Source organism: Ignavibacteriota bacterium (assembly GCA_016218045.1).
GTDB lineage: Bacteria > Bacteroidota > Ignavibacteria > SZUA-365 > SZUA-365 > JACRFB01.
The window spans coordinates 144996-157876 of record JACRFB010000001.1 but is presented as its reverse complement, the minus strand read 5'-3'; the positions used below and the strand labels follow the sequence as shown (position 1 = coordinate 157876).

Here is a 12881-nt window from a genome sequence, read left to right as displayed (position 1 = left end):
CTCGAAGTGCCTTTTCTTTTCTGTCGGAGCGGCGGGATTTGAACCCGCGACCCCTACCACCCCAAGGTAGTGCGCTACCGGGCTGCGCTACGCTCCGAATCCCCGTGCTTTACAGCGGGATACGAAATATACGACAATCAGGCGGAAGATGCGAACTTTATGCGCGAATGCGTTCTCGCAGGTCCTGTAAAAAATCCTGTATCCGTTCAAGGTCTTCCCGAAGACGCCCCTCTGGCTCGAATACCAGGGCTGTTTGCGAGGGATCTGGCTGTGCTGTTTGGCTTGATGCAGAAGCCGTGGCGGCATCAACAACGTCGCTTTCAGGGTGGTAAGTCTTGATGACCTGTTTTGCGCCCTCGATTGTGTAGCGTTCTTCCCGAAGCAGTTTCTTAATGAAAAGGATGAGTTGAATGTCTTTATTCGTATAGATCCGGTTACCGGCTCGATTCTTTGCCGGTTTCAATTCATCGAACTCCGATTCCCAGTACCGCAGGACGTACTGTTCCAGGTTGGTGATCTTACTCACCTCACTGATCGAGTAATAGAGCTTTTTTATGGAAAAATCTTTCATGGCCGCGCCTGCGGAAGTCGAGTTTGTTCGAAAGTAACCAACGATAGGAGAAGTTGCAACACGAATCGATATCGAGCATGGATTGAAGAGGCCGGTGTAATTTTCGCCTCGTGCTACGGATGAGCACCAGATGCTGATAGTCTGCTCGAAGAGAGGAGACACCAACGAATCGCCTTGCTCGATAGCGGCTCCAGTCGTACTTTTTTTGTATGAACGGGACAGTACACCGAATACAGCCGCGCAGAAGCGCGAAAATATTGCGCCGCGTTGCAGCCGTCTGTGGGCGACTTTCCGGGGGAATATGTGGATGGCAGGCCGTGGTACTTCTTGCTTCGGTATTCCTGTTGCAGCCAGACACAGCGTTCGCACAGCCCTCGCGACAGAACAGCGCCTTTGTGATTTCTCGTCTAAAATATGGTGGCGGTGGTGACTGGTACAATGATCCGTCCTCTGAACTGAATCTTCTCGCCTTCATCAAAGCCCACACAAATATTGCAGTCGACGTCCGCACGGAACTTTTCGTGGAGGTCGGTAGTGACAAACTGTTCTCCTATCCATTCGTGTACATGACCGGGCATGGAAACGTGTCCTTCAATGATGTCGAAGCAAGAAATTTGCGACGGTATCTCGAGAACGGCGGGTTTTTATATGTTGATGACGATTACGGCCTCGATGCTGCATTCAGGCGGGAGATCCAAAAAGTGTTCCCGGAGAAGCAACTTGTGGAACTACCGTTCTCACACGGGATTTATCGGGCACATTTCCAGTTTTCATCAGGATTGCCGAAGATTCATGAGCATGATGGCAAGGCACCGCAGGGTTTCGGGCTATTCCATGAAGGCCGTCTCGTTTTATTCTATTCGTATGAAAGCAATCTTGGAGACGGCTGGGCAGATTCGGAGGTGCATAAGGATCCCGAATCCGTGCGTCGAAAGGCACTGGAAATGGGCACCAATATTGTCGTATGGGCGTTGACGAATTGAAGGTGATACGAGATCGAGTGAAAGGCGGATTCCATGCATCGCGATGAGCTTCAGAACAACTATGGTCGCATCATTTCCAGGCTGCGTCACGTGCGCGACCTTCGCGAACGAACCGCAGATACGCGCGCTGTCGCGCTCATAACGGCGATAGTGATCGGGGTGCTGTTTCTCGCCATCACAGCGGAAGCAGTGCTGTACGCAGGAGTTGTCGCTCGAACCATTCTCGTAATCTCGGCAGCTCTCGCGGTCGCCGCCGGCACGGCGTATTTTGGAGGTGCTTCAATTCTTCGTCGTGTGGGCATGCGTCCCAGGCAGACTGAAGATTCCATCGCACGTGAGATCGGAGAAGCACATCCGCAATTGCGGGATCGCTTACTCAACGCCCTGCAGATTTGGAGGGAATCTCGTTCAAACGATGCTCCGCCATACTCGCTCGCACTCATAGATGCCGGATTTGAAGACGCCGCGGGTAAATTCGAAATCCTCGATATTGATCCCATTGTCGACCGCAGACCAACCTCTCGCGCTCTGCGTATCTGTGCCATACACGCCGCGGTTTTTCTTCTTGCATTTGCCGCTTTCCCAAGCCGGATGTCGGAAGCTGCAGACCGACTTGTTCATTTTCGCACGGACTATGCTCCTCCTGCGCCGTTTGATTTTATTGTCACCCCCGGTGATCTCGAGGCCGTAAAAGGTGAACCGGTGGTCATACGCGTAACAACCTCACTACGGACTCAGCCCGACATACGCATCCATGTCCGCGAGTCGACCCAGTCGGAGTTCGACACCGCCCCGGCACGGCTAGACAGCAGTGGGGCTGCGGTGCACAGTGTCACGGCACTACGCTCGACGCTTGTGTACTATGCCGAAGCTGATGGCTTCCGCAGTCGTGAGTTTACAGTGAGAGTCGTCGACCGTCCTCTTGTGCGCAGAATGAGAGTGTTGCTGACCTTCCCTTCGTACACGCGTCTGCCTTCCCGTGCTCTCGATGACAACAGCGGTGATATCACCGCATTGGCCGGGACTATTGCATCGTTCGAATGTGTCCTGAACAAGGATGTAGCTGAAGCCGCAGTTGTAATCAGCGACAGTCACCGCGTGGCATTGACTCACGAGGGTCTCACGGCCAACGGCTCATTCCGCATCCTCCGGGACGGCACGTACCATGTTGATCTAAAAGACGCGGCAGGCATTAGAAATGTCGATCCTGTAACATACAGCATACGGGTTGTCCCGGATCTCCATCCCACCATTGAAATTGTCGAGCCGGATGCGCAGACGGATCTTGATGAAGCCCTGCGGCTGCCAATGCTTGCACGCATCGGGGACGATTTCGGATTCACACATCTTTTATTGCACTATCGGCTTTCCGCATCAAAGTACGAACAGGCCGCTGACACGTACACCACGGTGAGCATTCCTCTTCCCGCCGGATCGGGAAAGGAGGCGGAGGTGGCATACATCTGGAATCTTTCCTCACTCAGCCTGGTGCCTGAAGATGTTGTAGAGTACTTCGTGGAGGTATTCGATAACGACAATATCGGCGGGCCTAAATCTGCGCGGAGCAGGATGCAGACACTTCGGCTACCGTCGATGGAGGAAGTGTTTGCGCGCGCCGATAAGACACAGGACAAAGCAGCGGAGGATTTGACGAAGGCGTTGAGCGGCGCCGAGGATGTACAGAAGCAGATCGAGAACCTCCAGAGGGAACTGAAGCAGCAGAATGCTGAAAAGATGGACTGGCAGCAGAAGCGTGCCATGGAAGAAGCATTGAAGCGTCAGGAAAAGATACTTGATGACATCACCAAGGTGAAGGATCAGTTGGCTCGACTGAACGAGGACATGCAGAAGCAAAATCTCGTGTCTGATGAGACGATGAAAAAATACCAGGAGCTGCAAGATCTGATGAAGCAGGTGGATGCACCCGAACTCCGCGAAGCGATGAAACGAATGAACGAGGCGATGAAAATGATGTCGCCCGAGCAGATGAAGCAGGCTCTCGAGAATTTCAAATTCAACGAGGACTCGTTCAGGCGAAGCATCGAGCGGACAATCGATTTGCTCAAGCGGCTGCAGATTGAGCAGAAGGCCGAGGAATTGGCAAAACGATCCGAAGATCTCGCCTCCAAACAGGAGGATCTCGCGGAGCGCACGGGAAAGGCAGATCCTACCAACAAGGAAGAACTGGAGCGACTGGCCAAGGAACAGAAAGAACTACGCGAGCAGGCCGCTGCGATGCAGCGGGAGATGGATGAATTGCAAAAGAAAATGGAGGAGTTTCCGCAGGATATGCCCCTCTCCGAGATGCAGGAAGCGCAGTCGGAGATGAACTTGTCCGAGATGCAGCAACAGATGAGCGAGGCATCCAGCCAGTGCGAAGGAGGAAACTGTTCCTCCGCATCGAAGGGACAGAAAAAACTCGCGGAGCAGATGCGGAAGGTGCAAAAGAAGATGGAGAAGGTCCGGAAGAAACTCTCCGAGAATCAGGAACGAATGGTGCAGCAGGCATTTAAACGGGCACTTGACAACGTCCTCGATCTCTCGCGCAAGCAGGAGAGTCTTCGGAATACAACGGCCTCGCTGCCTCAGAATTCACAGATGTTCCGTGAGATGATGCAACAGCAGTCTGAGTTGATGGATCAACTAAACAACGCAGCGAACGATCTGATGGAGCTGTCGAAAAAATCATTTTCGGTGACTCCCGAGATGGGGCAGCATCTTGGTCAAGCGATGCGCAAGATGCGCGAATCGATGCAGAGCATGCAGAACCGCAACAAGGGCTCTTCCGGTGACCAAATGGGCGGTGCAATGACCGAATTGAATGAAGCGGCCAAACAGATCGCAAAGGGTATGCAGTCGAGTAAGTCTGGTGGCAGTTCGGGAGGCTCGATGATGTCGCAACTGCAGCGGATGGCTCAGCAGCAGATGGGGATAAATCAAGGCACTCAACAGATGATGCAGGGGGGGCGCATGACGCCACAGCAGGCAGCTTCGATGCAGAGACTCGCCCAGCAACAGATGGCCCTTCAGAAATCTTTGCAACAGTTGAACGAAGAGGCAAAGCGCAGCGCTGAAGGCAAACGATTGATGGGAGACATGGCGCGCATTGCCGAGGAGATGCAGGAAGTAGTGCGCGACATGCAACAGGGTGAGGTCAATCCAAACACTATGCAGAAACAGGAGCGTATTCTCTCACGCATGCTCGACGCGTCCCGTTCCATGCGCGAGCGGGATTGGGAGAAACAACGGAAGTCTGAGACTGGTCGGGATCTGGCCCGTCGCAGTCCCGCGCAGCTCGATCCGACAAAACTCGAGTCCGACTCCGGGATCAAATACGACATGCAGAAGGCATTAAACGAAGGTTACAACCGCGATTATGAAGCACTTATTCGACACTATTTTGACGCGCTTGAAAAAGTGATCGGTCAGAATTGATTCTTTGTGCCCGATGTGCAAAATGTCGAAGCCATCGCCAGGCGACTATTGCGATATGTGGACCTAATGGTCTAGTTTTGTTCCACGCGGCGAGATCGCCGCGAATATCACATTGCCAGGTGTCAGCTCATGCGGTATCTGATTGTCGTCGTTCTCCTCGGTCTCGGGGTTGCGGTGTATTTGTTTATGAAGCCCGCTTCGTTACGCGTGGGCGAGGAGATTCCCTATATCGAACTTGAGACCGCGACAGGGGCATGGTTTGACATTGAGAAATACGACGGCAAGACGCTGTGCCTTATCTTTTTCTCTCCCGATGACGACGCCTCACGTACAATGTTCTCGGAATTTCATTACATCACCGAACAATTTCGCGGCAACGCTCAAATCAAATACATCGCCATTGCGGTAGATGGGAATGGAGACCGCGTCAAGCTCTTTCTCTCACAGTACCGATTCCCTGGCGATGTATTGATGGATTCCGACAAGGAACTCAGCACCCAGTTCCGATTGTCGAATTTTCCGGCGATTTTCCTCGTAGATGCAGACTGGAGGGTCCGTTACACGTTTTCAGGCTGGGATCGTGAGCATATCAGAGAGATTATTCCGGCGTTGCGCCTGTTGGCCAAGTAGTCCTTTATGCCTCCCGTCCTCCGTGGATGATCAGTCGGGTTGACAAAAAGGTATTTTCCTCCTTTCTTGCTTTGAGGGTATTGCTTTTGGTGGTATCTTAAGGCCTATACCACACATGGACAAACAACAGCACCGCATCCTTAGATACCATTCTGACAGGACTAGGTCGATCACGGCGAACTGGCGAACTGGTGAAGAGGGGATCCGCTGTCTGCCTATATTGGGACATGTTTGAAAAAATGACCAAAGAAGATAAAAGTTCTATTCATCGTCACAGTCGAGGAGATTATCCGATGAAACGCATCATGACTGTTGTGTGCGCCTTACTCCTGCTCGCTTCAGGAATCGCGCGTTCTCAGCAGGAAGACCGCATCGAGATCGAGCAAAATTCGAAAGGCAGGGACGATGCACGTCCACAGAATTTTGGGATCGGAGTCGAGTTGGGACTCAACTGGCTTAACTGCGATGTTCAAGATAATGGCACATATTTCGTGGGCGCTAAAACACCACTTAACCTCGGTTTCGATGTCAAAGCCGTGTATCACTTCCTGCGCCTCGGACGTGCCGCAACAGTCGGGGTTTCCGGTTCCGTGGGATTGCACATGCTCGGGGCCAAAGCAGACAGGATTGCCAGCCCGAATTGGGACTCTTATGAAGTCAAGACGAATCTTCTCAATTTCAATGTCGGGCTCGAGGCGCAGTTTTTCCCGAAGTCGCGGCTGCGTCCGTACTTCTTTGCGGGAATCGGAATCGCAAGCTTCGAACCGGATATTACAACGTCTGACCGCAATAAGGTGCAGTACGCAAAGTACTTTCTGGACACCGACAAGTCTTCTCTGACCATCCCCACTGGTGTTGGAATCACGTATAGTGCTACCAGGGTCATTGATATTTCGCTCGCGGTCTCGAAGACCTACACCTTTACCGACAACCTCGACGGCTGGACCGATAACATCAACGACAATTTCCCGTTTGTCCATGCCGGCATCATGTTTTATTTCGGCGGTCAGAAAGAAGACGAAGTGCAGGTCATCGCGCCACCTCCTCCTCCCGTTGTCACCGACACGGATGGCGACGGACTGCTTGACACCGACGAGCGGACGATCTACAACACGGATCCGACCAATAAGGACACGGATGGTGACGGCCTTATGGACGGTGATGAAGTGAAGCAGTACCGCACCGATCCGACCAACAAGGATACAGATGGTGACCGCCTCATCGATGGTGATGAAGTGCTGCGCCACAAAACCGATCCTCTCAAGAAAGATACCGACGGCGACGGATGTATCGACGGAGATGAAGTCCTTGACATGCGCACCGATCCATTGAAGCCGGATACGGACGGCGACGAATTGACCGATTGCGACGAGCGCAACATCTATCGCACGAATCCTCTCGTGAAGGACACCGACGGTGATGGAGCAAACGACGGCAAGGAAATCAAGGACGGTACCGATCCTCTCAAGGCCGACGTTCTCAATCTCGAGGAAGGCAAGAACATCGTACTCGAAGGAATCAACTTCGAAACCAACAAGGCGGTTATCCTTCCCGAATCAGAAGAAATTCTGATGAAGGCCTACAACACGATGCGTACCAATCCGACGCTTGAAGTCATGATCACAGGCCACACCGACGATGTCGGCAAGGATGCCGCGAACATGAAGTTGAGTGATCGTCGTGCGAACTCTGTACGCGACTGGCTCGTGAACAAGGGCATCGCCACAAACCGCATCACAACAAAGGGACTTGGCGAGACGCAGCATATCGCGCCGAACGATGGTCCCGAAAACCGCGCAAAGAACCGCCGTATCGAATTCCGCATTGTGAAGCGGTAATAACCACAGCGGCTGAAAACGCAGGGCGCCCCGCACATAGCGGGGCGCCCTGTTCATTTTATTCGTAGCGAACGAAACCCGCTTCAGCGTGTCGTTATCCTCGCGCGTATGGTTCCTCGAGTCGGCGAAGTATATGCGCGAACTCCTGCTTTCCACCGAGGCGTTTGCGCACCAACTCCACGATCATGGGGGTGAATGCAGTACGGAACTTCCCATCGTAATTAGCCGCTGAGGTAAGTTGCTGGAGGAGGCGAGTATTGTCTTTCTCCTCAACAAGTGCAACCTGTGCGAGCCTCGCAAGCACCTGATACGCAGGTTGAGACGCGTCTTCAATCGCGATGGCCAGAACGGTTGATATCTCCGCAGGATGTGCGCCACGTTGATTGAGTGCTATGGCACGGAGAATAAGCAATACAGGATGGATTCTCCCACCAATTCCTTTGACACGAGAGGTGTACTCGTCGAGCATGTCGAGCGCCTCGTGGACCCGGCCGAGTGATAGTTTTACAACCACGCGTGAAACAGTGTCCTGAACCGGGGCTGGAAGATTCGAGGGCGTTTCAACAGCGTCGCGTTCCTCTTGGGCTTTGGTTGCCTGCCTGCCGGAATGGAGCGGCGCAAGGGCGAGTGCACGTTCGAACAGCGTCTGCAGCTCCTCGACCGGTCTTCCGAGCATCGGCGACAGTGATTTTAACTGCTCGAGGACGGCGTCTTCGTCCAAGACATCGGATGTTGTGCGCGCCTTTAACAGGATTGATTCGTATTCGATGTCGGGCTGTTTGCCAAGCCGTGCATGAAGCATGAGAGCCGAGGCCAGTGACCCGAGTTGCTCATTGTCGTTCCCACTCGCCAAACGAAGCTGATTCAGATATTGCGCCGTGCTTCGATGCAGTTCTTCCCGCTCCTCCGCAGTCAACTCGTTGTACAGAGCCGTGTGAATCGCATGTTGGGAGAAGCGGTATACCGTCGACTCACGGCCGTTGGCGAGCTTGTACCCAACAAGTTCACAAACGCCGAAAAGGGTGCGGATTTTCCGGAGACGCCGTATCAACTCCAGTGGCGGACGCTGCGTGAGGTGCGCCAGTTCATGAAGAGAGAATTCGTACCCGAGAACTGAAGCGGCAAGCAGGATATTCAGATCATCCTCGCTCAGTACTTTCATCAGCCATGCTGTAACGACCTTGATTTCTGCCGGAAGCCCTCGGTATGAGGCCAAATCGCCAAGTAGAGACCCATCCTCAGAGAGAAGATTCTCGACCAGGAGATGCTGAATGTACGACTGTAGGAAAAACGGGTTTCCACCCGTTTTGTGCTCGAGCCACTGAAGTACATCGGGATTCAGAGGTGCGGCAGGAAATCGCGCCGTGAAAAACTGCCGAATCTGATTGCTGTCGAATGGAGGCAGGAGAATTTCGGTCGACCGAGGAGACTGCGCACAGCGGGTATAAAATGCCGATAATTCCGGTGAAGCATGGATCTCACTTTGCCTCCCCGCGAGAATGATACTGACACGTGATGTAGCCCAGTCGTTGTGCGAAAAGAAATGCTCGAGAGCTTGGACCGTCTGAGTGTCGGCCCATTGAATGTCATCGATAACCACGATCACGGGCGAGTCGTTCGAAAGACGTGCGAGTGTCGAGAAGTATTCCTCGACAAATTTTTCCAATTCGACGCTCCGCTCGCCGCGTTTGTATTCGCTCAGATCACGCCGGATTTCCTTTATGCCGTATGCGACATCCCCCACGAACGGGATGCAGGCAAGAATCGTCAATGACACGTTTTTAATCAGATTGACGTGGCGTTGAGCGTTGTCTTGCCCCCGGAGAAGATCCTCGATGACATCCTTTAGCGCCTGGTGCGGGCTGAGCATCGACGACGACTGATTACCGACCGGCGCAGCACAACGCGCGTACGCGACGGAGGCCTCAGCTCTGCGAGTTTCGATGTACTCGCGTATAAAGTGGGTTTTGCCTTGGCCTGTATCTCCGAAGAGCCAGACAAGCTGTGCCGAGCGCTGGTTGCTCCGTTGAACCACCTCATCGAGCCGGACGCCAATGCTGGGCCTGGCGACGGAAATCGATTCAGCCTCCATTGGTCCCCTTCTCCGGTTTGGCATGTTTACGGAGCAAGGTCAGGACTTCATCGAGTACTTTCCGTTCCTCATAATCCGCCATAGACATGCCATCAGTCCGACGCAATCCCTCGTGAGTCATGCTGTCAAAAATTCTCTGAAGTGCATCAGTCTGCTGCTTGATTGCGTCACGCTGTTCCGCTTCGAGCTCTTTCACAACCCTGTCGAGCCGTTCTTCCTGCGCGGATCCTGCAAAAGTCAACATGAGCACGATAAGAAGGATGAATTCCAGCGAGAGAGCCATGAGGATCAGCGAAGGTTCCTCGGGTGGGATCAATTTCAGACCACGAAGACCAATCACGAATATCAGGATGGCGGCCCCACCAGCCACAAGACCCTGGATCATGTTTCCGTAGACGGCGGTGACATGGTATCGGAAATAAAACTTGAGTGGAACCAGCGGATTTCCCTTGCTGCCTTCTCGCCAATTACGAAGTTCCACAAAATCATCCATTTCCTTGACAGTGACTTCGGGCAATGTCGACTCGCGGATCATGTCCATGCGTGCGCGTGAATCAATCCCGAGAAGCGTCTCGAAGGCGAGTTGGTGAGATTCGCATTGTTTTTTCAGGGAGAATTCCATCTGTTCGTAGACGCGCTCGAGACTCTGTCGAATCAAACTCAACGATTCAGCCATAGGGAGGTACAGAGTCATCAGGAACGCCATAATAAGCGCAATAAACATGTACAGTGGCGAGAAGGCCAGAAGTGGATCGATGAAATACAGGGTATCTCCCGCATCACGCGCTTTTTCTTTCAGTTCCGCGCGTCCTTGGAGATCGTTCAGCACCTGGTCCTTGGGGTTGAACTCGCCACTAGTGATCTTTGTAAAAACATCCTCGCGTTTCATTCGGATGCGCATTCCTTCGTCATCCATAACGAGCCGGTTCATGATAATCCACTTTCCGGGCATGACACTCTCGTAGAGTTCATACCCGGTAAAGAAGCGTTCGATGAGCAAGCCTGCGATGGAGGCCTGAAAAGTCAGGAAGCCGCCGAATACAATCGCAACGATCGCGAAGAACGTCAAGTATCCCGACATGTTTTTATTGGCGGTTGCCATGGTCACGGTTCCCGGCTGGCTGTGGTATGCGTCGCTGTTCGGGCAAAAATACCAAACCCTGCACGGGATGCAAGCCGCGGGCAGCGGCGGATCCCAGGCGAAAGACAGGAGCCCCCATGAGAATAGACACGGTGAGAAATTATTGCCTCTCGAAACCCGGTGTTGAGGAAACATTTCCATTCGACGAAACCACACTCGTATTCAAGGTCGCGGGGAAAATGTTCCTTCTTGCGGCCTTGGAAAACGTGCCATTGACGATCAACATCAAATGTGATCCGGCGCGGGCGGTAGAGTTGCGTGAACAGTATGAAGAAGTACAGCCCGGGTATCACATGAACAAAAAAAACTGGAACACGGTGACGTTGGATGGAGCCATTACCGATCGCACGATTCGGGAATGGATCGATGACTCTTACGCGCTTGTTGTTTCAGGCCTGCCAAAGAAACTTCAGGCGGAGCTTGCTCTGGCAGCGGGTAAGAAATGACGACGCGAATGATTACGGTCGCGTGAGCTTCTTGTACTTGATGCGGTGCGGCTGGTCGGCAGCAATCCCGAGTCGTTTTTTTCTCTGCGTCTCGTACTGAGAATAATTGCCATCGAACCATGTGGCGCGGCTATCGCCTTCGAAGGCGAGGATATGCGTCGCGATTCGGTCGAGGAACCATCTGTCGTGCGAGATCACAACGGCGCACCCGCCGAAATCGACGAGAGCCTCTTCCAACGCCCGCAGCGTGTTCACGTCGAGATCATTTGTTGGCTCATCCAGCAACAGCACGTTTGCACCTTCACGCAATACCTTTGCAAGATGCACCCGATTGCGTTCGCCGCCGGAGAGTATCCCGACAGGTTTCTGCTGGTCGGTCCCGCTGAAATTGAATCGCGCAACGTAACTGCGTGAGCTTAGTTCTCGCGAACCGACACGGATGAGATCCTCGCCGCCAGAAATTTCCTCCCAAATAGTCTTTTCCGGATCCAGAGGTCTGTTTTGATCAACATAGCCGAGTTTCACGGTTGGTCCGATCCGGAAGCTTCCCGCGTCGGCACTTTCCTGTCCCGTCATCATGCGGAAAAGCGTGGTTTTCCCCGCGCCATTTGGTCCGATCACACCAATGATACCACCTGGTGGCAGTGAGAACGTGAGGTCCTCGAAGAGCAGGCGCTCGGAATATGCTTTTGCGACACCATTTGCTTCGATGACTAAATCCCCGAGACGGGGTCCGGCGGGTATGAAGATTTCCATCTCTTCATTGCGCTGCTCGTGCTCTTCCGAGAGCAGCTTCTCATACGCTGCGATACGCGCCTTGCTTTTATCGTGTCTTCCAGCAGGATTCATCCGTATCCATTCGAGCTCCCGTTCAAGGGTTTTCTGCCTTTTGGCATCTCGCCGCTCTTCCAGACGCAGACGTTCCTGTTTTTGCTCAAGCCATGACGAGTAGTTGCCTTTGAAAGGAATGCCTTCACCCCGATCGAGTTCAAGAATCCACCCTGCCACATTGTCGAGGAAATAGCGGTCGTGCGTGACAGCGATCACTGTGCCTGGATACTGTGACAGGTGCTGTTCGAGCCAGCCCACTGATTCCGCATCGAGGTGGTTTGTCGGTTCATCCAAAAGCAGAACATCGGGAGCTTGCAACAGCAACCGACAGAGGGCGACACGTCTGCGTTCGCCTCCCGAGAGCACGGAGACAGGAGTGTCACCAGCGGGGCAACGAAGCGCATCCGCAGCCATTTCGAGCTTGCTGTCGAGATCCCATGCACCCGCGTGCTCGATTTGTTCCTGCAACTCCGCCTGCCGGGAAATGAGTGCATCAAAATCGGCATCCGGTTCAGAAAACTTCGCGCTCACATCCTCGTATTCGCGGAGCAAGGCAACGGCTTGACTCGCCCCTTCTTCAATGATCTCCTTCACGGTTTTAGTGGCATCCAGTTCGGGCTCCTGGGGGAGGTAGCCGAATGTGATGCCTTTGTCTGCGGTGATTTCGCCAAGAATATCGCGGTCGAGACCGGCGATTATGCGCAACAGTGTGCTTTTTCCCGCTCCGTTCAAACCGAGCACCCCGATCTTAGCCCCGTAGAAGAACGACAGATAGATATCCTTGAGGATCATCCGGTTCGGCGGCACCACTTTTCCGACACCGATCATGGAGAAGATGATTTTATTGTCGCTCATTGCGTATCCGCGCTATGGTGGAGAAAAGAATGTGATACCTCGAGGCATGTGTACCCGCC

The 12881-nt window shown here is 53.3% G+C and carries 9 protein-coding genes and 1 tRNA gene; 5 read left to right on the top strand and 5 right to left on the bottom strand.

Features of this window, described 5'->3' with window-relative positions; genetic code table 11:
* Positions 1–23 precede the first annotated feature (23 nt).
* Together HY962_00655 and HY962_00650 are read right to left on the bottom strand one after the other, a co-directional pair.
* A tRNA-Pro gene (locus HY962_00655) sits at positions 24–97 on the bottom strand.
* Between the two features lie 60 nt (positions 98–157).
* Complete coding sequence (locus tag HY962_00650; protein MBI5645412.1) at positions 158–571, bottom strand: MerR family transcriptional regulator; 414 nt, start codon at positions 569–571, stop codon at positions 158–160.
* Between the two features lie 209 nt (positions 572–780).
* Between HY962_00650 and HY962_00645 the strand changes: the two genes are divergently transcribed.
* The 4 genes from HY962_00645 (at position 781) to HY962_00630 (ending at position 7457) form a co-directional block, all read left to right on the top strand.
* On the top strand, positions 781–1554 hold the full coding sequence (locus tag HY962_00645) for a DUF4159 domain-containing protein (protein MBI5645411.1): 774 nt from the start codon (positions 781–783) through the stop codon (positions 1552–1554).
* A gap of 33 nt (positions 1555–1587) precedes the next feature.
* On the top strand, positions 1588–4989 hold the full coding sequence (locus HY962_00640) for a hypothetical protein (protein MBI5645410.1): 3402 nt from the start codon (positions 1588–1590) through the stop codon (positions 4987–4989).
* 129 nt (positions 4990–5118) lie between these two features.
* Positions 5119–5619: a redoxin domain-containing protein gene (locus HY962_00635; protein ID MBI5645409.1), complete on the top strand. Its 501-nt coding sequence runs from the start codon at positions 5119–5121 to the stop codon at positions 5617–5619.
* A gap of 293 nt (positions 5620–5912) precedes the next feature.
* The gene (locus HY962_00630) at positions 5913–7457 is read left to right on the top strand and encodes an OmpA family protein (protein MBI5645408.1); all 1545 of its coding nucleotides are present in this window, start codon (positions 5913–5915) and stop codon (positions 7455–7457) included.
* Positions 7458–7551: 94 nt separating this feature from the next.
* Here the strand turns inward: HY962_00630 and HY962_00625 are convergent, their stop codons facing one another.
* Both HY962_00625 and HY962_00620 read right to left on the bottom strand, forming a co-directional pair.
* Entirely contained in the window at positions 7552–9549 is a 1998-nt protein-coding gene (locus HY962_00625) for an AAA family ATPase (GenBank protein ID MBI5645407.1), read from the bottom strand.
* Complete coding sequence (locus HY962_00620) at positions 9539–10651, bottom strand: hypothetical protein (GenBank protein MBI5645406.1); 1113 nt, start codon at positions 10649–10651, stop codon at positions 9539–9541. Before HY962_00620 ends, HY962_00625 begins: the two co-directional genes overlap by 11 nt.
* 116 nt (positions 10652–10767) lie before the next feature.
* Between HY962_00620 and HY962_00615 the strand changes: the two genes are divergently transcribed.
* A complete protein-coding gene (locus HY962_00615; GenBank protein MBI5645405.1) occupies positions 10768–11136 on the top strand; it encodes an MmcQ/YjbR family DNA-binding protein in 369 nt (122 codons plus the stop codon).
* Between the two features lie 12 nt (positions 11137–11148).
* Here the strand turns inward: HY962_00615 and ettA are convergent, their stop codons facing one another.
* Positions 11149–12822: an energy-dependent translational throttle protein EttA gene (gene ettA / locus HY962_00610; protein MBI5645404.1), complete on the bottom strand. Its 1674-nt coding sequence runs from the start codon at positions 12820–12822 to the stop codon at positions 11149–11151.
* Positions 12823–12881: the final 59 nt, after the last annotated feature.

Coding starts and splice junctions, on each gene's coding strand:
- HY962_00650 (MBI5645412.1), bottom strand. CDS start 571: ATGAAAGATTTTTCCATAAAAAAGCTCTATTACTCGATCAGTGAGGTG.
- HY962_00645 (MBI5645411.1), top strand. CDS start 781: ATGAACGGGACAGTACACCGAATACAGCCGCGCAGAAGCGCGAAAATA.
- HY962_00640 (MBI5645410.1), top strand. CDS start 1,588: ATGCATCGCGATGAGCTTCAGAACAACTATGGTCGCATCATTTCCAGG.
- HY962_00635 (MBI5645409.1), top strand. CDS start 5,119: ATGCGGTATCTGATTGTCGTCGTTCTCCTCGGTCTCGGGGTTGCGGTG.
- HY962_00630 (MBI5645408.1), top strand. CDS start 5,913: ATGAAACGCATCATGACTGTTGTGTGCGCCTTACTCCTGCTCGCTTCA.
- HY962_00625 (MBI5645407.1), bottom strand. CDS start 9,549: ATGGAGGCTGAATCGATTTCCGTCGCCAGGCCCAGCATTGGCGTCCGG.
- HY962_00620 (MBI5645406.1), bottom strand. CDS start 10,651: ATGGCAACCGCCAATAAAAACATGTCGGGATACTTGACGTTCTTCGCG.
- HY962_00615 (MBI5645405.1), top strand. CDS start 10,768: ATGAGAATAGACACGGTGAGAAATTATTGCCTCTCGAAACCCGGTGTT.
- ettA (MBI5645404.1), bottom strand. CDS start 12,822: ATGAGCGACAATAAAATCATCTTCTCCATGATCGGTGTCGGAAAAGTG.